At 34.8% G+C, this 22,929-nt stretch carries 22 protein-coding genes; 2 read left to right on the top strand and 20 right to left on the bottom strand.

Annotated features, from left to right (window positions below; all coding sequences use genetic code 11):
* Positions 1-16 precede the first annotated feature (16 nt).
* The 7 genes from CDZ88_RS16790 to CDZ88_RS16755 all read right to left on the bottom strand — a co-directional run bounded on the left by CDZ88_RS16790 (position 17) and on the right by CDZ88_RS16755 (position 8,230).
* Entirely contained in the window at positions 17-826 is an 810-nt protein-coding gene (locus tag CDZ88_RS16790) for a formylglycine-generating enzyme family protein (RefSeq protein ID WP_100374781.1), read from the bottom strand.
* Positions 819-2,648: a WD40 repeat domain-containing protein gene (locus tag CDZ88_RS16785; protein WP_100374780.1), complete on the bottom strand. Its 1,830-nt coding sequence runs from the start codon at positions 2,646-2,648 to the stop codon at positions 819-821. Before CDZ88_RS16785 ends, CDZ88_RS16790 begins: the two co-directional genes overlap by 8 nt.
* A 455-nt stretch (positions 2,649-3,103) precedes the next feature.
* Positions 3,104-3,316, bottom strand: coding sequence for a hypothetical protein (locus CDZ88_RS16780; protein WP_100374779.1), 213 nt, complete (start codon positions 3,314-3,316; stop codon positions 3,104-3,106).
* A gap of 14 nt (positions 3,317-3,330) precedes the next feature.
* Positions 3,331-5,172: a WD40 repeat domain-containing protein gene (locus tag CDZ88_RS16775; protein ID WP_100374778.1), complete on the bottom strand. Its 1,842-nt coding sequence runs from the start codon at positions 5,170-5,172 to the stop codon at positions 3,331-3,333.
* Entirely contained in the window at positions 5,159-5,905 is a 747-nt protein-coding gene (locus tag CDZ88_RS16770) for a GTP cyclohydrolase II (RefSeq protein ID WP_232718769.1), read from the bottom strand. Before CDZ88_RS16770 ends, CDZ88_RS16775 begins: the two co-directional genes overlap by 14 nt.
* Positions 5,906-6,064: 159 nt before the next feature.
* Positions 6,065-7,294, bottom strand: coding sequence for a helix-turn-helix domain-containing protein (locus CDZ88_RS16765; RefSeq protein ID WP_198507903.1), 1,230 nt, complete (start codon positions 7,292-7,294; stop codon positions 6,065-6,067).
* A 699-nt stretch (positions 7,295-7,993) separates the two neighbouring features.
* Complete coding sequence (locus CDZ88_RS16755) at positions 7,994-8,230, bottom strand: DUF3953 domain-containing protein (RefSeq protein ID WP_100374775.1); 237 nt, start codon at positions 8,228-8,230, stop codon at positions 7,994-7,996.
* Between the two features lie 1,296 nt (positions 8,231-9,526).
* Here CDZ88_RS16755 and CDZ88_RS16740 point away from each other — a divergent pair.
* Positions 9,527-10,801 carry an IS110 family RNA-guided transposase gene (locus CDZ88_RS16740; protein WP_100372342.1) on the top strand — a complete coding sequence of 425 codons (1,275 nt, stop codon included), beginning with the start codon at positions 9,527-9,529 and terminating at the stop codon, positions 10,799-10,801.
* A gap of 578 nt (positions 10,802-11,379) precedes the next feature.
* Here the strand turns inward: CDZ88_RS16740 and CDZ88_RS16735 are convergent.
* The 13 genes from CDZ88_RS16735 to CDZ88_RS16675 form a co-directional block, all read right to left on the bottom strand.
* A complete protein-coding gene (locus tag CDZ88_RS16735; protein WP_100374773.1) occupies positions 11,380-11,727 on the bottom strand; it encodes a DUF4260 domain-containing protein in 348 nt (115 codons plus the stop codon).
* Between the two features lie 147 nt (positions 11,728-11,874).
* The gene (locus tag CDZ88_RS16730; RefSeq protein ID WP_100374772.1) at positions 11,875-12,420 is read right to left on the bottom strand and encodes a GNAT family N-acetyltransferase; all 546 of its coding nucleotides are present in this window, start codon (positions 12,418-12,420) and stop codon (positions 11,875-11,877) included.
* Between the two features lie 198 nt (positions 12,421-12,618).
* Entirely contained in the window at positions 12,619-13,818 is a 1,200-nt protein-coding gene (locus CDZ88_RS16725; protein WP_100374771.1) for an IS110 family RNA-guided transposase, read from the bottom strand.
* Between the two features lie 276 nt (positions 13,819-14,094).
* Positions 14,095-14,424 (bottom strand): hypothetical protein, encoded by a 330-nt coding sequence (locus tag CDZ88_RS16720; protein ID WP_157796591.1) that lies wholly within the window; start codon positions 14,422-14,424, stop codon positions 14,095-14,097.
* Positions 14,425-14,538: 114 nt separating this feature from the next.
* Positions 14,539-14,874 (bottom strand): hypothetical protein, encoded by a 336-nt coding sequence (locus CDZ88_RS16715; RefSeq protein ID WP_100374769.1) that lies wholly within the window; start codon positions 14,872-14,874, stop codon positions 14,539-14,541.
* Between the two features lie 30 nt (positions 14,875-14,904).
* A complete protein-coding gene (locus CDZ88_RS16710) occupies positions 14,905-15,480 on the bottom strand; it encodes a GNAT family N-acetyltransferase (protein ID WP_100374768.1) in 576 nt (191 codons plus the stop codon).
* 173 nt (positions 15,481-15,653) lie between these two features.
* Positions 15,654-17,423: a group II intron reverse transcriptase/maturase gene (ltrA, locus tag CDZ88_RS16705; RefSeq protein WP_100374852.1), complete on the bottom strand. Its 1,770-nt coding sequence runs from the start codon at positions 17,421-17,423 to the stop codon at positions 15,654-15,656.
* 1,071 nt (positions 17,424-18,494) lie between these two features.
* Positions 18,495-19,079 carry a hypothetical protein gene (locus CDZ88_RS16700; RefSeq protein ID WP_100374767.1) on the bottom strand — a complete coding sequence of 195 codons (585 nt, stop codon included), beginning with the start codon at positions 19,077-19,079 and terminating at the stop codon, positions 18,495-18,497.
* Positions 19,069-19,536 carry a hypothetical protein gene (locus tag CDZ88_RS16695; protein ID WP_100374766.1) on the bottom strand — a complete coding sequence of 156 codons (468 nt, stop codon included), beginning with the start codon at positions 19,534-19,536 and terminating at the stop codon, positions 19,069-19,071. The genes CDZ88_RS16700 and CDZ88_RS16695 overlap by 11 nt, the downstream gene beginning before the upstream one ends.
* Positions 19,537-19,902: 366 nt before the next feature.
* Entirely contained in the window at positions 19,903-20,544 is a 642-nt protein-coding gene (locus CDZ88_RS16690) for an SOS response-associated peptidase (RefSeq protein WP_232718768.1), read from the bottom strand.
* A 7-nt stretch (positions 20,545-20,551) separates the two neighbouring features.
* On the bottom strand, positions 20,552-20,995 hold the full coding sequence (locus CDZ88_RS16685; protein ID WP_100374765.1) for a GNAT family N-acetyltransferase: 444 nt from the start codon (positions 20,993-20,995) through the stop codon (positions 20,552-20,554).
* A gap of 112 nt (positions 20,996-21,107) precedes the next feature.
* The gene (locus CDZ88_RS16680) at positions 21,108-21,533 is read right to left on the bottom strand and encodes a hypothetical protein (protein ID WP_100374764.1); all 426 of its coding nucleotides are present in this window, start codon (positions 21,531-21,533) and stop codon (positions 21,108-21,110) included.
* 215 nt (positions 21,534-21,748) lie between these two features.
* On the bottom strand, positions 21,749-22,495 hold the full coding sequence (locus CDZ88_RS16675; protein ID WP_100374763.1) for a 3-phosphoshikimate 1-carboxyvinyltransferase: 747 nt from the start codon (positions 22,493-22,495) through the stop codon (positions 21,749-21,751).
* A gap of 8 nt (positions 22,496-22,503) precedes the next feature.
* Here CDZ88_RS16675 and CDZ88_RS16670 point away from each other — a divergent pair, with 8 nt between their 5' ends.
* Positions 22,504-22,659, top strand: coding sequence for a hypothetical protein (locus CDZ88_RS16670; RefSeq protein WP_332849234.1), 156 nt, complete (start codon positions 22,504-22,506; stop codon positions 22,657-22,659).
* Positions 22,660-22,929: the final 270 nt, after the last annotated feature.

Here is a 22,929-nt window from a genome sequence, read left to right as displayed (position 1 = left end):
ACCTTGAAATTGTGACCTAATTAATTACTAATCGAAAACCCGTATACCTAAATACATCATCCGGGTGTCTACCATGTCTGCGCGCTACCCTACAAAGGTCTCCTCCCCTAGCGAAGGACCCTCCTTTTAAAATGTAATATTTCTCACCAAGCTCATCCACTAGATCATCAGTGATTTTCACTCCGAAGGGATACACGTTATATTTAGTATCAACCCATTCCTCGACGTTTCCACCCATATCATAGAGACCAAAATATGATTTACCTGCCTCATAACTTCTCACTGGACTGGTGCGGCCAATATTGGATTCGAAACTATTACATTTAGTGGGAGAAAAATCGTTTCCCCATGGGTAAACTCTCCGAGTAGACCCTCTTGCTGCGTATTCCCATTGGGCTTCTGTAGGTAGGCTCGCTTTCACCCCGTATTTCATTGAAAACCAATCAGCAAATTGAAACGCTTCTTGTATAGTTACCCCCCAAATAGGACATGTCATATCTCCACCCAAATCCTTATTTACTAGGCTCTCTGGTTCAGAAATATCACTACCCATATCAAGGCAGAACTCCTTATACATTCCATTCGTAACAAGGATATCTGATATCAAAAAAGGTTTTAGTTCTACTTCGTGTGAAGGATACTCTTTTAATAACCATTCCTTGAACTTCTCGTTATAAGATGGATCAAGCAATCTTGTTTTCCAATAATCATTGGCTGCCTCTATTTCTTCTAAGGTACTACCTATAATGGCAGTACCTTTTGGTATTTCGATCCATCTAATATCCTTAATAGAACTCTTCAACACATCACCATCTAATTTATACATATAATTCCCTTACTTTAATTGGAGAGCCATCCACTATTCTATATACATTGATAAAACCGCCATTGCCTCCAACTAACAAAATATCATGGTCTTGTTGACTCTCTATGCCAAGCATGCCTTTCGGAAAGTCATATAGAGGTTCCACTAGGCCTACCATCTCTTCTGTACCTTGTTTGTACACCCCAATTTGTTTTCCGTAGCTTATTACAAAGCTATATTCTCCGAGTAATGAACCATTCTCTTTTGTGTTCCATAATAACTCTGTATAGGTGTTTACAGCTTCACCTTGGTCAAGATTTAACTCTACCAGTCCAAATGAACCAACAACAAACTCTTTTTCACCGAAGTTCATCATTCTTTTTGGATAACCATCTAAAGCAAATTCCCTGAGCACATTGAGTTCTGTATCACAAATGATAAAGTCCCCTGGTTTAGTTCCAATTACCTTTTCTCCGTTTTCTCTATAAGCTAGCACGTATACAGGAGCGTTTAATTTTGTTGTTCTAACAATCTTACCCTTCTCTACATCAAGTTCATAAACCTTACCGTTATCTAAACCAAGCAAACAGAATTGGTTTTCTGCATTCACTGCTACATTTTTAGGTAGGTCTTCGACGGTATTATGCCAGAGAATTTCTCCCTGCTCATTACTACGGAAAATAATATTTTTTCGAGTTAGACCAATATAAGAACCATCATTTAATGGTACGACACGGAATGTGATACCTAGAGAATGATTATTCTCAAATTCAAGGGTGAAATTTACACTGTTATAAGGTGCATCTTCAAAGCGATATCCTTTTACACCTTTACCTGTTGCGCAATAAATTAAATTACTTTCTGTCGGGTGACTTTCAATTGACCATACACACTTATAATCAAAATCTAGTTCATCTTTAATCCTTCCTTCTAGATCTGTTCTAATAAGTTCCCCACTTTGCATCAAAAGATATAAATCGTCTTCAATAGTGGAGCCTCCTATCAATTGATGTCTAAATGGACCTAGGATCTTTTTGAGTTTTAATTCTGATTCGTTATTGTCGTAGATGTGGACTTTACCATCGAATCCACCTGCAATGACTAAAGTATAATCATCTGAAAACTGTAAGAATTCCACATCATCAGTGGTAAAATGATATTCTTTTTTCTCGTACGTTTTCATATCTAATGTAACAATGCCATTACGCACATTTTTATCTTCATCTAAACCGTAATCTTGGGTTGCGATAAATCGACTATTCTTTTTGTCATAACGAATAATATGTACGTTTCCACTGTCAATAGAAATTTTCTTGCTAAAATCATGCGTTTCAATATTACCTAGATGAAGCATTCCACAAGTTTCTGAGATTGCCTGGATATCTGCATTTTCAACGCAAATACCATCTACAAACGAAAGCTCATTAAACGGTGGGTATATTTTAATCACATTAAATGTATCTTGATCTAGCACGACGAATTGAGCATAGCCATTAGTGGTGTATAGTTTTCCATTGAAAGCAGCAATTCCTCTAGCTAAGCTAGGAGAGGATTCTTCATCTAAAGACTCTAAATATTCATTCTCTCTTAGTGAATAATCATCATGAAAATCTAGTGGGTGTAAAGTATCTGCATCCCACTTTCCGATTACACCTTTAATATCACGTGTAAATATAAATTCTTCAGTAAATGTAATAGCGTTAATCATATTTGTATAAGCTGTAGAAGGTGATGACTTTAGTAAGTTTAGCCATCGATCTAAATAATGCACCCTGCCTCTAATATCTGAACAAAGTAAGCAATCTCTATTAGCTATATATGCTATTTTAGTAATTCTATCCATTGATAAATCTTCTCCTTTTTTTAAAAATAAGGCAGAGAGTTAATCTCCGCCTTATTTACGTTAAGTATTATTAAATTATTTCTCAGATAAAACTGGTACACGAGTTGGTTTTACAAATGGTTTCTTTTTCATTTTAATTTCCTCCTTTTGATTTATGATTTGTAGCTGCTACAAATTTATTTTTACGCATAAACAATAAATGCACAATTGGGAAAATTTCATAAAAAAACTTATATTATGAATCTATTCTGAAATTATATTTTTGAAAGAGGTCGATTTCTTAAGAAATTAGTCTCTCTGGTTGCTTGATCATCAACCGTGTTGATCTAAGTACCGTACCCACTTCTTATTAAATACTATGGTTGGGAGATTTAAACTTATAATAAAAAAACACCTTTGAAAATCAATCAAAGGTGTTTTAATCAGTTATAGATATTGTCAATTAGATAATATCTTTATGCGGCTGGCGGCCAAATCGGATCACTGTTTGATACCGTTTGTTCCAAGGAAGCCGGTGGCCAAATTGGGTCACTGTGTACTACCGTTTGCTCCAGGGAAGCTGGTGGCCAGATTGGGTCACTACTACTTATTTCCGTGCTTTCTCCTCCAGATAAGGTAGTCAAAGTTACTGCCATAGCCATAAAAAGAATCCCAATATATTTTTTCATTATTCTATCCCCTTTTATTCTATATTCATTTTAACTAACTGCTTTGTTACTTTAAGATTTTGATCTACTTGATAAATACGTCCATCATAAGAACTCAACAAAGCAAGATCTTCACCTGAACATACTGCTATACTACTTATTCCATTTTTAGCGGTATTTGACTTAATAATAGTTTCACTGTTTAAATCTACTTTGATGACATTCCCCCAATAATCGCCCACAATGATTTCTGATGGACTCAAAAAGGATACTGACTTCAGTGATTTATTTCCAAGATCAAAAGAACTTATCAACTTTCCAGTCCAAATATTAAACACTTTCAAGGTGAAGTCTCTTGAGACACTTGCTATAAGCTGTCCAGTAGGATCAATATCTACATCATTAATGATAGCTGTATGACCAAGGTACTTTTCTATTATAACCCCATTAAGGTCCCATGAGAATAACTCTCCTGCAGCTGAACAACTTACCCCAATATTTTTATTTTTATTAACTGCTAGTGATTTTACTGCACCACTATGTATATTTATCGTTTTTAGTTTTAACCCATCTCTATCTGTAACAACAATTGCTCCACTATAACAACCTATAATCATATGTGTATGTGTATCGATTTTTATCCCTTTAATAGTATTAATGGGTCCTTCATTAAGCAATATTTCTTGCCCTTCCTTACACTTTTCCTTATTGCTAGAACCACTTGAACAACAAGCTTTCTCTAATTCAAATATATGAAGCTTTTGGTTATGGGCCCCTGCATAGACTCTGCCCTCAAATAGTTCTACAGCATTCATTAGGTATCGACCAGAGGCTGGAATAAACTCACCAGTAAACTCCCCTGAGGTGATATTGCCCGCGCGTATAATCCCGTCATCGCTAACAGAAGCAAAGGAGTCCCCCTCTACTGAAACTTCATTAAAACAAGCATTTCCATAATTATTCTCCCCACCTAGCTCTTTCATATATTTGCCGCTATGACTGTCCCAAATATGAACAGTGCCATCAAATGATCCTGCGATTATATATGTTCCTGATGGGGAGAAGGTAAGTGATCGTTCCCACTTAGTATTGACTCCTTCAAGGCTTAATTTCAGCTTAAAAAGATGTGAATCCCACAGAAGGATTTTCTGGTCATAGGCTGCTGACAAGATATCACCATTTACTGGTGATATTGCCACTTTCTTTATCCCAGAACTATGAGCTTCAATCTCTTCAATGATTTCACCAGTTGTAAACGAAATAATTCTAATTACGCCATCGTCACACCCTAATACGGCACGATTATTTAATGTATCAATAGCACAAGTATCCGTTTCCACATCAAATGGTCCCCATAAATTCAGCAACTTACCAGTTTTGACGTCCCACATCCTTAGTGTCTTATCATCACCGGTGGTAATAACCTTCCCACCAAAATAAGCAATTGATAATACATCTTTCTCATGGCCTAAAATAATATTTTTTATAGAGCCATTCTCTAAATCCCAAATAATTATACGTTTATCTCGAGATGTACTAATCCCCATTTTTTCATCAACAAATACAAAATCCTCGACATCATCACTATGACCTAGCAGGGTTCTGACTAACTTATCTTCCTTTAGATCCCAAATTTTAATAGTGTAATCTGAAGAACAAGAAGCTACTAAGTCAACAAGGGGACTGCTAACCACTTTGTTTACTAGATGATCGTGCCGGCCTAAAATGGAGAAAATCCCAGTCTCAAACTCAAAACTACCTACTTTACCATCGTAGCCAGACGTAACAAATTTTTTATGATCTTCATTAAACAAAACAGAAGTTACTGGACCTTGATGCCTCTTTAACGCTTCTTTTTGTTTGCTAATGATTGACATGTATTTTATTCTCCTCTCTTAAATGACCATTTTTATTGATTTTAGTAGTTAGGTAATTTTGATTAAATTGATCTATCTCTCCCCAAATAGGAATACGCTCTTTTATATGAATACCTAAATTTGAAAGAAAGCTAATTTTACTGGGGTTATTTGTAATCAAAGAAATTCCTTCTACTCTTAAATACTGAATAATACGAGCTGCTTCATAATAATCCCTGTTGTCATCTTTCAATCCTAGTGCCTCATTCGCCTCCACTGTATCAAGGCCTATCTCTTGCAGCGCATAGGCTAAGTTCTTATTAAATAAGCCAATCCCTCTTCCTTCATGATTAGCTAAATAAAAGAGAGCTCCATCCCCATGTTCCACAATTTTTTTTAGTGATTCGTCAAATTGATATCCACAGTCGCACTTCTGACTATGAAAAACATCTCCCGTATGACAAATACTATGCATTCTCACTAGTACATCCTCTGCGTGATTAAAATCTCCATATATAAGGATGGATGAATAGGTAGAGGTTATCTTACGAATCACTTTTTGAATATCCACTTCCCCTTTTATGCTTGTCCATGTATACCATTTAAAGTTGTAGATAACTCCATTGACTTTAATCGGTAAAGTTGCAGGTCCAGCTAACACTATAGAAGTTTCATCTTCAACCGGTATAATGCTCAGTTTATCTTCCAAGAAATTTTCTAAGATAAATTCTTTTCCACTAATTATTTTCAACACCTCTTTTCTGCTGTTGCTTAATATAAAGATAAAACACACTCAATTAAAATAATATTGGGAAATTTTCAGAAACAATTGATTAAAAAGAACAAAAAAAGTAACCATTAAAGACATTCTTTAATGGTCACTTATCATAAAAGGCACTACTTATACCTGTAACTAATCTATCACTTTATTAATAATCTCGTTAATTATTCGTTCAACACTGACTTCTTTGGTAGCATGTCTATTCTCTATAAGTAATTTGTAGCAATAGAAGAGTTGATCATTCTTCCCATTTTCTTTAAAGTACGGGATGGCATGTGATGTTAAAAATCTCGCTAAATCTCTTTCCTGATTTTCCAAATTATACTTGTATGTCTTAAATAGATAATAATAATGACTATTCTTCTTAGGACTACACTTCAGCAGAATTTCTTCTATTAATTCTATGGCCGTGTCAATTCCTTGACTGTATTGTAGTTCTGCAAGTTCCGCTAAACTGTGGAGAAACTCATTCTCTTGTCCACACTTACTATAATAATCCATACACTTTTGAAATATTTCAGCTGCCTCTTGGTTTTGCTTATTTTTCTTTAATACTCGCCCCAAATTGTGCATCGCTATCATTTCTGAGCGTTTATCATTCATTAGTTTAGAATGATATATGGTTTGATTAAAATATTCTTCTGCTTTGGTATACGCTTTTAGTTGAGTAAGAATAATCCCTAATAATAAGTTACAATGATTAATTCTCTCATAATTATATAAGATCCTGAAGATATCTAATGCTTTATAGGCAAATTCAATCGCTTCTCCAAATTGGTTCAATTGCCCTCTACACAAAGCATAATAGTAATAAATTTCTCCTTTATTTTGAGGAAGTTCATCAAAGCATTCTTCGAATTTAACTATAGCTGCTTTATAGTCTTTCTCTTTTAATAACCTTAACCCTCGTACAAATTGTAATTTTTTCAATTCTTCCGATGATAGAGATTTTTTTAATTTATTTAAAATCGTAAAGTAACTATCTGTTTTACTTACTTTGTCTACTAATAAATAATATTTAACTAAACTTAAATAATATAATGCTCCCGTTCCTACATATATAAAATACTCTTCATTAGATTCAATAGATGTAACGATCTCATCGGCATTTTTAAAGTTACCGTATATTAACTCTTTTTCCAACTCCTCTAATTGTTTTCTCGATCGTCCGTAATCAATAAAAACTTGATCATAACTACTACCTAGACGTTCTAATAGCAAATTTAAACTTTCTTCATTCGCTTCTTTTGACCCATTTTCTATTTTACTAAGGTGAGTAATAGAACATATATCTTCAGCTAATTCTGACTGAGTTAGCCCTTTATTTATCCGTAATAATTTAATTATTTGTCCTATATCCATCCACTTACAACTCCATTCGTTACAACACATGAATTTATAGTACCATTAAATTAGTTTTAGATAAATTGAAAATTCTTACAGGGGGTAGAAACCTTTATTTTAAAGTTAAAACATCTTGGTTTATAGATTGCAATTAGTAATATTAATTAGTACGACTAAGGTTGTACGTTTTTTAAGCCCTTCCTTTGTTTAAGTACAAATTCTAACAATTAATCTTGTAAGATATTCAAGAAAGCGAGTTTCAGTTTGAAAAGAAACACTTTTAGGTATTATTAGCCAGATATGTAAGATTTGATTTACATTCTTAAATTTAAGAGAAATACATCAAAAAATTTCGAGAGAATTTAATAAAAATTTATAATAATCAAATAAATTAAAGCTAAAGCAGCCAGAGAAATTTGTAAAATTCTAAATCCAGTTCTAAATTTAACCATCTTTCTTTCTCCGATAACAGCTAATACCCATAGAAGAATCGCCATAATGGGAACAAATAGAAAAGTTTGAAATGAAGGAGCAAAAATTAACCACCCAGCTAAAATTAATAAGCTGACTCCCAAGACTAAAATTCCAGTAATAATATTAATTATTACGAAAACCACTCCCTTTTATTTTTCATAATTGATATTCCCTTTATTAAAGTAAACTGCCCGTTACTTCAACAAGAAGAAGCGATTACCCTTTATTGAGCAATCGCACCCTTTAGTTGAATATTGAAGTATATATAGCAACAAAAATTACAAATACAGAAGCACCGATGTTTGCATATCCCCAAAAAGATTTTTGGTCTTTTTTGAGTTCAATTAACCCCAAAATAAAAGTAAGGATACCTAATAAAATCAACGAATAAGGTAGTAAATCAAAATTTTGAGTTATTAAAGCAAAGCCACCTAATGTGAAAACAAATATCGACAAGATAACTCTTAATACTTTTAGCAAATTTCTCCCCCCCTTACAAAATCCTTGCTCAACTCTTCTGCGCAATAGTTGAAGAAGGAGTGCAATTCCTTATTCAAGGAAAGCAACCGTTAATGCAACAATCATGCACTATTATTCTTAGATGCTTTATCCCTTAAGAGTGATCTTATCTTTTGAAGTTCTTGATAGATAAGAAACATAGTACCAATTATAATGCATATTAAAAATCCCCATTCTCCAACGAGTACTGTACCAATAAATGCAAATAAGGAAGATATTATATATGGAAACAATTTTTTAATTTGCTACCCTCCTCTTGTTAACCTTAAACAACGTTCAAAAATTTAAAAATGTATATATCCCCCCAACAAATAAGCTGACAAATAATATTAAGAATACAATGTCCTTGATGGTTCTCTTCGTATTATAAAAAAAGAGCTTACATAAGAAATAAATTACACCTAAAACCGTTACTGTAAATACAACGATAAGTACAACTTTTTTATCAGTTCCACTAACTTGTAATAAGAACACGAGGGTAATAAATAATATACCTAATGTTTGTTTAGTTTTTACGTAACTACTATCATTGAAAATTTTATCTTTAAGTTGTACGTTTTCTTCCATATAATCCTCCGTATATTTCTATAAAAGGCTTTTGTTTGTTTTACCATAATAGATCAATGTCAAGTATTCTGCTCCGTTACTTCAACAAGAGGAAGCGATTACCCTTTATTGAGTAATCGCACCAGTTAGTGAAAGAACGAGGATAATCATTCTAAAGGTTAGGTTCTATATACGACTGGTCTCGAACCACCACTGTTTGGGGAACAAAACAAACCAAAACATTACTATCATCCAAATTCCTAAAACGTGAATCCCAATCATTCTCATTCGGTCCCAAATACTTCGACAGTAACCGATTAGCAATTGTTTTATTAAACGGTTAAACGGTTAAACTGTTCCTACACCTCTAAAACCAGCGAAATTATCCCCTTTTTATAGTCAAAATCAACGATTCCAATTGCACACTTGGGAATCCCTTGGCGAATCCCCAACTACTGTCGATAAATGTGCAAATAATGGTTTTGTCATGAACTTATCCAAACCAAAACTTCTTCTCTTATCCCTAATAATTTTTATGTTTAATCCCCTTCCTAAATATTAAATATCAATAGGGAAATTTGTATAACTAAACTGCTTCTATAGCATTCCTGTAGAGCGTTAATTTTCAACTTTGAAAAAAATAGAGCTCCTCAGTAAGATATGAGTATAGACACCACTCTAAAACTCAAAATCTAAGGAGGAAGCTCTACTATGAAGTTTAAAATGCAAGACAAACAAAATCAACTAATTGAACGAATTTCTGATAAACATCTCGTTGTTGGTGTGGATATTGCACAACAAGTTCACGTTGCTCGAGCTGTGAACTTCCGTGGGATTGTAGTAGGCGATCCTCTATCTTTTGAAAATAATGAAGAAGGCTTTACTAGATTACTGCAGTGGATCAATGAATTAAAAGAAACAAAAAATTTCAATACATCGATTGTAGGTATGGAGCCTACCGGACATTACTGGCTTAATCTATCAAAATGGCTATATGAACAAAACGTTGATGTGGTAACGGTTAACCCTCATCTTGTCAAAAAGAATAAAGAAAATCGAGATAATACTCAATCTAAGAGTGATAAAAAAGACGCTCTCGTAATCGCTGATATGGTGAAGAATGGTTATTATGCCTTTATCCGTCCAACTCCAGAAGCTTTTGAAAAACTTCGAGTACTTATGGCTAACCGTGATGTGATTGTTAAACGGCTTGTCAGTTCCATCAATCAATTAAATCGATGGGTAGATCTTATCTTCCCTGAACTTCGACAAGTGTTTAAGGACATAAAAGGGAAAGGGGCAATCGCAACCCTTCGCTTATTCCCTACCCCCATCGAATTACGTTCCATGGAAGCCCAGGATATCGTTGAAGGATGGAAAACAAAAATGAAGCGACACGCTGGACTAAAAAAAGCCCAATCACTAGTTGAATTAGCTAAGCATTCTGTTGGTAATCAACAAGCACATGATGCTTATAAATTACACCTAGAACAATTGCTTGAAGAATTTGATCTCGCTACAGTTCAACTTGAAAGAGTTGAAAAAGAAGTGACTGGTGTACTCGAACAAATTACATTCGCAAATAAACTACTTGCCATTAAAGGAATTAGTGAAATTTCACTAGCTGGCATTTTAGGAGAAGCAGGAGATCTAAGCGGCTTCTCTCACGGTAATTCCCTATTGCGATACGCGGGATTACATCTAGCAGAAGCTAGCTCGGGTAAATGGAAAGGACAAATTGTCATTTCTAAACGCGGCAGATCCCGGCTACGACGTTTCTTGTATTTAGCGACCATGAGCCTTGTCATGAACAATCCTGAATTTAAAGAGCTTCACTCCAATAATGTGAAAGTAAAAAAAATGAAAAAAATGAAATCAATTATGAAACTGCTTGGGAAACTTGCACGAATATTAGTTGGAATATCTCGAAAAAATGAGTCTTATTGTCCTAATAAAGTTCACGCTTTAGAACCTCTAGCAGCATAAAGCTTATTCTAAACACAAGGAATTCCATTAAAATTTTAAGGAGTACTAAAAGTAAGTAATTACCCGTTAATTTTTTATTGAATGTTGCCTTATTCGTAGGATTTCAAAGAAAGCACGGAGTACTGGATGTCTTCAACCAAAGGGCAATGACCCGTTCCGATAGCAAAACCGGCCTCCACCCCTTGGATAGGCATGACGAAGGAATGATAGGGCTTAGACCCGTTGAGACATGGGAGGGATAGCCTCCAGGGGCGGCGTGGAGAATACGTGCATTATATGGTAATAACTGGAGTTTTATCTACCTCCTTTATTTCAGCATGCCTTCATGTAGCCAAAATGGACCGACACTCATTCCAATCATCTATTACTGTTCTTACAAGTGGTTTGAAATCCTGCGAATAAGTGAGCATTTGAGAGATATACCTATCTAACTGAGGGAGTTGAAGAAGGAGTGCAATTCCTTATTCAAGGAAAGCTCCCCGTTAGCCATCCATGCAGCGCAAAACAGCAATGCACCAAAGAGAATGAAAGTTTATAGCGTTCTTTCATGGTAGTAAAAAACTATCTTGCATATAGAATTACACACGATTTAAATGAGTGTCTTTAAATTCTGTTGGGTACTTTAATCCATATCCAATCATTCTATCCATTCCAATATGGGCTGACCATATTAAACCGATTGCTAAAGCCGTTTGATTGGATAATAATAGACCCCAGAAAATAACAATAATGGCTATGGTATAGGTATGAAAAAACTTATAAAGCTTAGTACCAATCTTATTATTAAGTAAGTAACCTAGCATTGAAATATCTGGTACTAACAATAAGACAAAAAATAAAACCCAACTCAATTGACTATTTCCGTAAAAATAAAGACTTAACACAAAGACGGCAAGACCTTCTATGTGCAATAGAATTTTATTCATTAGATTCCTCCCTGCGATTCACCTTTAAAATAGAACTTATCATCCTTTTAGTATTACCTGTTACATATTCTGCACTGTTACTTGAAGAAGAAAGGCGATTACCCTTTTGTTGAGCAATCGCGCTCCCGTTAACTTAAGTCAATAACATCACAATCGGTTATTACTATTCATATAGTCCTTTTTTAAAATACCCATAATAATTATGTCATGCCATTCACCATGTCTATATAAACTCTCTCGAATTACTCCTTCTTTAACAAATCCAAGTTTAGTGTATATATGTAATGCTTTCTCATTAAGAGAAAACACTCTAAGTGACAATCGATGTAAATTCAACTCTAAGAAGGCATAATCTATTAACAACTTAAATGCTTCAGTACCATATCCGTTTCCCCAATATTCCTTTTCACCAACATCAATAATACACTCAGCGTTTCTGTTTTTGGTATCGATATTTATAAGCGAGGTTACACCTATTGACACCTTTTCATTTTTTAATTCGATTATATAGGTCCTAGATGAATTGGTATTGAGTAACACATTATCAACAAAATTACTTGTCTCTTCAAAAGAATAAACATCTAACACTGGACTCGTAGTTACCATAACTTCTACATCATTTCTCCATTGATGATACTTTTCAATATCTTCTTTTTCCATTTTTCGCATTCTAATATTCTTTGAATTTAACATAACCAACATCCTCTACATTTTTTTAAATGCTACCATATTAAGATGGCGAGTCAATTTTAGTGAAGCTAAACCAGCTAATAGAAGTCAATAATTTCCAATAAAAATCTAGTTAATAAAATGATATACTAAAATGAACAGGCCAAATAACCTTCCTTTATTCTATTGGAAGGTTTTGGATCAGTTTCTTAATTATATCGCTTAAGCTAAATCTAGGAAAGTTTCTTTACGTTTCAAAAGAACAAAAATCCAATGAATAAGCTTATTAGTACATCCAATCATAGCTACTTTGAAGGGCTTACCTTCTTCACGTTTGCGATCATAAAATTCTCTAAGCTTATTACGAGAACTACGAATCCCACAGAGGGCTGCCATATATAAGGCATGACGCAATCGACTGGATCCTCTCTTGCTAATCCGATTAATCGTTGCTGTGAACTTACCAGATGAATGAACGCTCGGATCAATACCAGAGAAGGCCACTAGTTTTTTAGGATGATTAAACCGTTCGATCTCTCCGATTTCGGAAATTATCTTTGCCGCGATTTTCCCTCCTATTCCAGGGATCGATTGGATAATCTTATATTCTTCTATTTCTTCTGCCAGGGCATCTATTTGGGCATCTAACTTTGAAAGGTGCTCTTGGTACTGGAGAAGCATTTGAATATACATTTGAAGACTAATCAAATGGCTTTGGTACAGTGTGTTTTTAAATGGATTGCGATGAGCTGCTTCAATCAACTTTTTCGCTCTATCCTTCGCCCAACGCTCTGATCTAGTTACACATTCGCTTGCAATTTTATCTGATAGTGGATTTTCCCCAGCCTTCAAAACAGCTTCTGATGTACTAAACTCCAATAACGTATTCAGTGAAACTTTTGAAAATAAATCTCCAAAAACCCCTCTATACTCAGGAAATACCTGATCTAATATTGCATGGAATTGTAGTTTTGTTTGTACATAAATACCTGTCACTGTTTCGTGCTGCCTTGAGAGATTTCGTAGGTTCAGAAGTTGAATACCTCTTTGTTTATACGGCTCCAATTCTTCTTTATAGTAAAGCTCGCATAAGTTATAAGCATCTATCGCATCGGTCTTCACCTTACGTAAACTTGATTTTTTTGCTTGATAGGAAAGTAACGGATTAACCATAATGTAAAGGTAGTCATTCTCCTCCAAGAACTGAACAATTGATGTGTGATAATGTCCCGTGGATTCAAATATCACTGTTGGTTTAACCCCAGTTTCACCCTCCACTTCTATCAAAAAACCAAGTAAATTCTCTAAACCTTTATTATTGTGCAATACACTGAAACTCTTTTTATAAGGTTTTCTCTTATCTAAAAATGCTTGTACCTCACTCTCTCCTTTTGAAACATCCAGACCAATTACTGGATTCATTCTATCTCTTCTTCTCCTGTTTACTTACCAGTACCCCTATTTCCATCTCCTAGTATCATAGCTTCGCTTGTTATTCGAGATCATTGTCTCAACCAGCCTCAAACATGTTTCTATGAGTAGGGGGCGGACAGTTTAGCTGATGGGATCAATAGTCCCACGCACCCGTTCGTCCTACCCTGGCTACTGATATAATAGGTCCTATATAAAAAAGGTCAACCAGTAAAATTTGGTTAACCTTATAATACGAACGCACCCTTTAGTTGTATAACATATAAATTATTTATTGTATTTACTTGCAATGTAAAGCTTATCTTCCAGTTCATACGCAATATAACCGATACTGCCTGAAGAAATCTCTCTTCCTTTTATTTTATATAGTCTTGTACCTTGAGCTAAACCTTTTGCCTCCCCGCTTTCCTTGGCTGTACCTTCTACAAGTTTAGTAATCATACCAATCTCTTCAATAACCTCTTCGTCTAATATAGGTTCATAAGTTGCAATATAGATACTATCATTCCAAATGAAATGAGGAGCATCAATCTTGTTGTTACAACCTGATAGAATCAAAACTATCCCTAACCCTAAAAATACAAGTGAATTCTTCAAAATTTATCAAGTTCCCACTCTCAAATTTAAATTCAATTATTCTACTTCGTTAGCGACACAACGACTGTCACAGCCTGTTTCACTAAAGCACCCCGTTTGTTTAACAAGCGCTAGTTATTGTTTATTTGCATAGCCACTTGACCTAGTTGAAGGTGAAAACTTTAACTTCCCTCTTAGTTCCTTCTTTACTCTTTCTGTTAGTATAAAACCTTGTTTATTGTGTGCTTCTTCCATCTCAATACCATTAGGAATTAATTTATCTTTACCCCAATCAATCCATTTTCCATACTTATTCACCCACCTCATCAATTCGACTTTTAACTCATCTGAAATGGGGATGTCTTCTAATTCAAAGTTACAACTGCACTGATTACACCATATTGGGTCTGCTCCAATATCGCCCTCAACTTTTAATTCAAAGGCTTCTTTTTGCTCACAGAAACAATACACATAATCAACTCCTCACCTCAAAAATGGACGTTAGTAGAAAGGCGGCTGTCCTTTGAATTGGTTACTGTCATTAAGATATTTAATAAAATCTTCTCTATAAAATCCATGCAGCACACAAGGTTGTTTTTCCTTCTTTTCTAAAGCAGTGTGCTCTTCTGAAAAATACTTTTCTATATGTAATCTAATGAAAGGTAATTTTTCTTGTGCTTTCTGAGATCGGATATTTACCTTCCTTGCTCCCGCAAAAACATACTTTAAGTTAAGTTCTACAAATGCTATTTGTAAAATAGCAATTTTTGACGCTTGGTTATAGCCTTTGCCCCAATATTCATGACCCAACCATGAACCGATGTGACAAGATTTTTTTTTGTAGTCAATAAACATTAATGTTGTAATGCCGATAAAGTTGCTGTTATCATCTAGAATTACACGAGACAACGTTTTACCATCATGTTCTTCTTGGATTATTCCTTTTACAAATTGTTTAGTATGTTCTAACGTACTATCTGAAAGTCCTAATGCATCTTTTATTTGAGGGGCATACGATAACTTATAGATTTGTTCACAATAATCCATATTATGATTAACTAATTGAACTTGCACCATATCCCCCCTCCCTACCACATGCTATTAGTACAGATAGGTAAGGATTTGAAGTTATCTCCTCCTTTTCCCCCTGTTCACACCGTACGTGCGACTTTCACCGCATACGGCGTTCCAACTAATCCAATTCATTCAATTCTATGTATTTAAATGAAGCGAAAGTATTTATTTCCTACTTAGATTGATTCATTTTTGCATAGTTTTCGGAGTTCATTTATCTTTTCTTTTTGCTTTTTGTTTAATTGAAATGCTTGGAGGAACGACTTGATTTTATTAACATCTTTCAGATGTACGAGTCTGTGAATGGCTTCATGCAACACGATAAGGTTTGAGTAACTATCATCTTTTGTTAGATGATAGGGGTTTTTATGGTGGCAGTGCCAATCACTTTTTCCAAGTTCAACTCCTAAGACAGCACATTTTCCGTATTGAGCAATAAATCTACTAATACGGTTGTCATTATACTCAATCGTTCGATTTGGAATAAAATTTTTCATAATATAAGCTAATACAGTTTTATTTATCGCTTTAAGGGTGTTGTGTATCTTGGCTCTGCCTTTAACCGTATAATTACAGATATCTTGAGAAAAACAGAGGTTAGTTTTATGCCGTTGAGCATAAATAGGAACAAATACCATATTCCTAATTTTATAAAACTTAGGTTCATATCCTTTATAGCGTTTTTGTAATGTAGAAGTCATATCAGAGAATTTCGCTTCTGTTCTGAGGCTCTTTAGTCGATTATATAAAGTCTTACCAAGATAGGAGGCTAACTCACTTAAATTATTTGTGATTTGAGTGGCACTTGAATAGTAATTTTGGATCCCCATGACAACGGTATTGTAATGCCAAACCGTTTCAATACATGGCTTCTTTTGTATTACCTTGATTGATTCTTTAATTTTGGTGAATGCATTGGATTTTGCTTTCTTAGTCATATTCGATTGAGCAACATAACCCATTCGCGTTTTACCTTTTCGAATGGCTCGAATCGAAAACCCAAGGAATTCTGACGAATTCTTTTTTAGGTTCATTACTTTAGATTTCTCTTCACTTGTTTCAAGATGTAGCCGAGTTTTCAAAAAGTCTTTAATTGCATAGTTCATTTTAATAGCTTGTGTTCGAGTACGACATAAGACTTTAAAGTCATCAGCATATCTTACGATATAACATTCTTTCAATTTCGTCTTTTTCAGGGGATAGTATTTCCCAGGATACTTATAATTGAATCTTGTTTCGAAGGTTTCCCACTGGTCACTAACCCACCAATCTAATTCATTTAAGACGATATTCGAAAGAAGTGGCGATAAGATACCACCTTGGGGCGTTCCTTTGGTCGGAAGACCTTCACCTTCAATTTCTGCTTTTAATAGCTTTGAAATGATAGTGAGCAAGGATTTATCCCTTATCCCAAGCGACCAAATTTGTTTAAGCAATTTACTATGATTCACATTATCAAAGAAGCCCTTTATATCGACATCGATACAGTGATGAAGTCCTGTTTGATTGATAAGAAATTCAAACCTAGCTTTCGCATGATGAGTGCTTCTGTTTGGTCTGAAGCCATAACTATGTTTATGAAATTTGGCTTCGCATATAGGTTCTAATACTTGTAAAATACACTGTTGAAGTATTCTATCCCATATTGTGGGAATACCTAATGGTCTTGTTTTCCCATTCGCTTTAGGAATGAAAACACGCCTTACTTTTTGCGGTTCATAGGATGTGAGCATCTTTTCAATCTTTTCAATTACTTCGTCTACTGAGAGATGTTTTACATCCTCAATCGTTAATTTATTTGAGCCAGCCGTCTTACTACCTGTATTTCTTTTGATGTTTCGATAGGCAAGACGTATATTCTCTTTCGAACTAATGATTTCAATTAAGTCATAGAAATTTTGACCATCGACACTTTGAGCATACAGATTATCAAAGCAGTGTTGCATATCAAAATACTCACTGTGTCGCAGTTTCTTCCGTTTTAACAAGTCGGTGACTCCCTTGGGAGTTGAACCTCTTTTAGTCTGACAAGAACCTTATTAACCGATAAAGAACTGTGTTACATGGTTGAATGATTCTTTATTAGTCTAGTGGCTATCCCTCCATGTGGATTAGACATTTCATTGGTACTGTGCCACCACCTTCACTGATACAAAAATAAGTTATACAATAACTAATCTCATCATTGCTTTCCTTATTACCATTTCATAGGGGGTAAGCCCTCCATGTTATCAGTTTACAACGTTGAATTATATCTATTATAGAAAGAACGTAGGTGCTTCCTTTAAGCCTGTCAGCCGTTCATATGCCTGTAACATATCATGGATTTTCATAATAGTTAGTTTTACTCATCCACTGCTAACCTCACGATTTGGTGATATACACATTTCTATGTATTGCAGGTGTAGACCCGTACATTCAGAAGTTCGTCAGCTTAACCCTTTATTTTAGGTTCTTTAGCATCCTCACCATAGTCAATCAACTCAAGCATCATGATTTACACCACCCCATCGGGTAGGCTTTCGTCAGCTAAAAACACTGTTACGGCAAATTCTCACGCCTTTTTGCCGAGCTTATAACACTATCATTCTTACTAATTTTAGTGCTACTCGACTCAGAGAGAACCCTTCAAGGCGTTACCCTTTCATTTGATTCTTCGATATAACCCTTCAATTTCATTAAGAAACTGTCTACCTTTTACTGGAGTAATGTAACCATTCTCCTATTGGGGTAGAAACGTTTCGCACAACTCTTCTGCTCCGTTAGCATTTGAGAGCAATTAATATCTAACTGAGGGAGTTTAATAAGAACCCAGTATAGTTTGGTTTGGTCACTTAACTAATTCGACTTTTGGGGAGGTACTCCCTTCATAGAAAAAGAGAGGTACACCATGTAATGATGAACAGAGTTATTTTGTACATCAACCTGATGTAATTCAACATCCGGTTAGATATTGCTAATTGATTTTTGTTAATCAAAAATAGCGTGTTACGAAATGGTTCCGTAACACGCTATTTCTATTCATTTACGCTATTCACATAATCAATTAACGCCCTACAAAACTTTGCGCCATTCCCCTTCTGAACTAACTCAATCATGTAGCAAAACAGAATCTCCAATACCTTCTCAACTGATAAGGTATGATCTACTAATAAGTGAAGCTCCTTTAAGAACCACTCTAGTCGGTAAATTGTATCGTAGTCTAACGTGACTTGATATTTAGCCAACGGTTCATTCGGCTTATCAAACAATTCAAATTCATCCACACGATCAGATTGATAATGTGCAATTTGTAGCACCTTTGAATACCGTTCAAGAAGGTATTCATATGCTGGCATCGATCCTTTCTTAGCAAGCTCAAGCAAGAAGCTTCTCACTAGTACGTTCAATAAAATCTTTGGTGTCAGCCCCTCTTCCTCTGTAATGCGTTCTATATCTTGGCACAGTAACCATGCACGTTCTAGATAGCTTTCGGGAAGGTGTAGCGCAAGGTTGATCTCCTTAGAAGGAAACCATTTAAAAAGAAGTTTGTATTTCCAAGAGGCTTCTCCACTATTCAAGTATTGCTTCTCTCCGATTAAGTCCGCTTTACTATACTTCATCTATATTTCTCACTTTTAACATATAGGTAAGCACTCGCGCTGCCGCTACTCGTTTGGCCACATCCCATTCCAACTCAAAGTTAAATAATTGATCGGAAAAGAATTGAGTTAATTTCACATGAACACTCTTACAATTTGGATCATACTCACAATCAGGAAAAGACTCGTATGTAAATAATCCCTCTTGGACAAGCCTTGAAGCCATTTGTGTAATGGATACTCGCACCCCTTCTTTAACACTTTCCTGCCTTGCTAAGATCATTAGTTTTTGTTTTTGTTCCATAGTAATAGGGGTCTTTATGTCTACCTTTTTATCACTTCTTACTTTACGATCCTTTTTCTTCTTTTGCTCCAGTAGATCAGTTCTTTCATTATTTGAGGTTTGCAGAAGTTCTAACTGAAATCGTTGCTTACTTTGATTCTTATTAGATTCGACGTCTAGTTTAAAAGAGCTCATGCCCCTTCTCCCCCTCTTCTTTTTTGGCTGAAATTTGATTATAAGTTTGGGTAAGTTGGTTTTTCGGATAGTTGGTACATTGTATGAGAGGGAAGAGAGGAGTATGCGTATACACCGTCAATAAGTTGGCCATACTGTTACTACTATTCTATGGACGAGGTGATTTATATGAAAGATGTATCGAAAGAGTTAGCTGCCGAGCTTAAAAAAGCGGTTAAAAAAGCTAAGAAAATTAAACAAGTTGTACGCTGAGATTAGTTTTTCCATATAGAATTAACTTAAAAAAAGTGTCCAATCATTTAAGACTGGGCACTCTTTTTTAGATAGATATTATTAGCACTTTAGAAATAGATCGACAACAGATGATTACTCTACTATCGATCTGATGCAGTCTGACGTCTCATTTTTTGGATTATTAACCAGAGGTGATACTTCGTATGCATCCATATCTTTAGCAGGGTATGCTTTTATAAGTTGGGTTAAGATGTCTTTATCCTCAATAGATGGATCTAACCACATATTCCTATCTTTTCCTCCCAAAATCACTGGCATCCTATCATGAATTTCTTTCATAAACTCATTAGGCTTTGTTGTAAGTATGGTACAAGAAACAATTTCCTTATCATCAGACTCCCACCTATCCCATAAGCCTGCAAAGGTAAAAATACCATCATTTACAGTGATTCGATATGGCTTCTTTTTTTCTTCGGTTCTTTTCCACTCATAAAAGCCATCGGCTACAATTAAACAACGGCGGCGTTTAAGTAATCGTTTAAAAGCAGGTTTTTCATCCACTGTTTCACCACGAGCATTAATCATCTTATGTCCTATCTTTGGATCTTTTGCCCATACAGGAACAAGACCCCATTTTAAGTATCCAGCTCTCCTATTTTCTCCATCTGAAATTAAACTTAACACAGGCTGACTGGGAGCTATATTGTACCTTGGTTGATAATCATCTAATTGAACACCGAGCTGTTCTTCAATCTGTTCTTTACTTGCTGTCAAAGTATATCTACGGGCCCATTTTTCTAACTCCTGTATCTTGAAATCCAACTTTTAAATACAGTTCTTGAGCAGGTTTATTTTTCTGATTTACAGCTAAAACAATTTCATTACAGTTAGGGAATTCGACAGTAACAAAACTTCTTAGCAATAACATAGATTGCTTCGCATAGCCTTTTCCTTGTTCAGCTTGGTTAATTGATAGTGCTGTTAGTAACATAGCCTGCGGATTATCTGAATAATCTTTTACTCTGTCAGTTGAGTGTAATAAAAAGAAGCCCACTGGTACCATATGATTCAGTATAACAATCCGATACTGACCTTCTATTATTTCTTTATAATTAATTGGTAACGATGTAAATTGAATTTGCTCTTTAGCCAGTTCAAAGGAATTCAAAACATCCATGTATTCATCTGTAAAATGGCCCAATTCTAAATAATCGATTTTTTTCATTTATTATTCCTCTTTTCTTATATTATAATAAGAGCTAATGTTCGCACGCTAGTGCAACAATAAGTGCGCTGACCTTGTTAAATCATCGCTACCCGTTAGAGCTTAATAGGTTTTAATGAGCACCTAATAACTTTCTTAATTCGCTTGCATCTTCAGGAGAAACAATATAGCCATTTTTTTCGTGACCGATATACATTATTACGCTTTCTTCCCATGTATTTCCAAACAGGAGGTGCAATCCATGAGTCTCCCGATTTTCATAACGAATCAATATATCGTAGTCAGGTTTTTCGTTAGTCACCTCCATCTCTTGACCTATTCCTTTTGCATTTTTTAGAACTTCCTCAAAACCTGATATAGTTTCTTCTTGGTTAATCGAAAGGAAATAGTTTTCATTTAACCCTCCATAACCATTAGATTTAGAAATTAAAATACTTGATACATTATCTAATAATGTCATCTCTTCATTGTGAGATTGACAAGCGATCAAAGTAACACTAAAAAAAGCCAAAAGTAATGACGATAATAATTTCTTCACAACAAAATTCCTCCCACTAAAACATTTTACCATGAAAAAATTTCCTTCTTAAACTCTACTACTCCTTTAGTTCAACATTGATTTCCTTAAATTTGACAAAAAAAGCATCCCTTGTTGAAGGAATGCACCCGTTACTTTAAGTATATTTTTTCACAGTCTTTTTTATGGAATTAAAAAAGACGACCATCTTCTGAAGAATCGCCCTCGGAAATTAATTAATGTTTAATTATGTTTAAACCTAAGCTTTCCAACAACGTAAAATACTGAGGACAAGTTTTAGAAACACATCCTGGATCATTTATTTGTATCCTATCAACTCTTGAACCGATAAGTGCTAATGACATTGCAACTCTATGATCATCATGCGTATTTAGTAAAGTTGGCTTCGGGTTACCTGGATACACTTTTAATCCATCTTTAAATTCCTCTACTTTAACCTCTAACCTAGATAGTGATTCGCATATTACACTAATTCGATTCGATTCATGATGACGTATATGTTCAACATCTTTAATGGTTATTGGTCCATCTGCGAATGGAGCAATTGCTGCCAAAGTTAAAGTCTGATCAGACATCTCCCTCATAGAAATTTCAAATCCACCTTTTAATTGGGTTACCCCCTCTAATTCAATGAATGATGAACCCGTTGTTACTTTACATCCCATTTGTTCAAGGACATCTACCATTTTAATATCTGGTTGCCTTGTTGCAAAAGTTAGATTATCAATTCGTATTCTACCATTTGTCACTGCTGCAAGGGCAAGAAAGTAACAAGCAGTTGATACATCCGCTTCTAAATTTACATCTTGGGGAGTGTACCTCGAAGGATATACTACTATTTTCTTTAGTCCATTATCATATTGAACTTTTTCACCAAATTTCTCCATTAATTCTAAAGTTAAAAGTACATATGAATGTTGAACTATATGATCCTTAATATTGACTGTGACCGTATCTTTCAATCAAACAGTTGGAAGAAAGCCTTGATATTCAATTGTTTGTTAGAACCTCAAAAGGCGTTACATTGACACAGGAGGGTGAAACTCTATTTAGATATATTAGTCCAGCTCTTGGATTAATTGATACTGCATTTTACCACAAGGTGACTATTGTGCAAATGAGCTAATGAATCAACTCTATAACGATAAAAAATTCACCTGATTTTTTCATAAAAAATCATTAGTTGTCTACTAATGGCTATCTTATAAGTTTTTGAATGAATCATTATTGCTTAAGTAAATGAAAAAAAGTATCCATTTCTGATAAGGTTAAATCACTGAAACTAAAAAAGATGACCCCTATTTAATATAGGAATCATCTTTTGGCTACATAACCTCTTGTTTATAATTGTCCTCGAAATAGGCTCCATTTTATGTATCTTCCACCTATTTGATAC

The organism is Bacillus sp. FJAT-45037 (genome assembly GCF_002797325.1).
Classification (GTDB): Bacteria; Bacillota; Bacilli; order Bacillales; family Bacillaceae_D; genus Alkalihalophilus.
This window is presented reverse-complemented; position numbering and strand designations above follow the sequence as displayed.

Excerpts from the sequence above, each read along its gene's own strand:
- CDZ88_RS16790 (WP_100374781.1), bottom strand. The coding sequence starts at position 826 with ATGTATAAATTAGATGGTGATGTGTTGAAGAGTTCTATTAAGGATATT.
- CDZ88_RS16785 (WP_100374780.1), bottom strand. The coding sequence starts at position 2,648 with ATGGATAGAATTACTAAAATAGCATATATAGCTAATAGAGATTGCTTA.
- CDZ88_RS16780 (WP_100374779.1), bottom strand. The coding sequence starts at position 3,316 with ATGAAAAAATATATTGGGATTCTTTTTATGGCTATGGCAGTAACTTTG.
- CDZ88_RS16775 (WP_100374778.1), bottom strand. The coding sequence starts at position 5,172 with ATGTCAATCATTAGCAAACAAAAAGAAGCGTTAAAGAGGCATCAAGGT.
- CDZ88_RS16765 (WP_198507903.1), bottom strand. The coding sequence starts at position 7,294 with ATGGATATAGGACAAATAATTAAATTATTACGGATAAATAAAGGGCTA.
- CDZ88_RS16740 (WP_100372342.1), top strand. The coding sequence starts at position 9,527 with ATGAAGTTTAAAATGCAAGACAAACAAAATCAACTAATTGAACGAATT.
- CDZ88_RS16735 (WP_100374773.1), bottom strand. The coding sequence starts at position 11,727 with ATGAATAAAATTCTATTGCACATAGAAGGTCTTGCCGTCTTTGTGTTA.
- CDZ88_RS16730 (WP_100374772.1), bottom strand. The coding sequence starts at position 12,420 with ATGTTAAATTCAAAGAATATTAGAATGCGAAAAATGGAAAAAGAAGAT.
- CDZ88_RS16725 (WP_100374771.1), bottom strand. The coding sequence starts at position 13,818 with ATGAATCCAGTAATTGGTCTGGATGTTTCAAAAGGAGAGAGTGAGGTA.
- CDZ88_RS16710 (WP_100374768.1), bottom strand. The coding sequence starts at position 15,480 with ATGGTGCAAGTTCAATTAGTTAATCATAATATGGATTATTGTGAACAA.
- ltrA (WP_100374852.1), bottom strand. The coding sequence starts at position 17,423 with ATGCAACACTGCTTTGATAATCTGTATGCTCAAAGTGTCGATGGTCAA.
- CDZ88_RS16700 (WP_100374767.1), bottom strand. The coding sequence starts at position 19,079 with ATGAAGTATAGTAAAGCGGACTTAATCGGAGAGAAGCAATACTTGAAT.
- CDZ88_RS16695 (WP_100374766.1), bottom strand. The coding sequence starts at position 19,536 with ATGAGCTCTTTTAAACTAGACGTCGAATCTAATAAGAATCAAAGTAAG.
- CDZ88_RS16685 (WP_100374765.1), bottom strand. The coding sequence starts at position 20,995 with ATGAAAAAAATCGATTATTTAGAATTGGGCCATTTTACAGATGAATAC.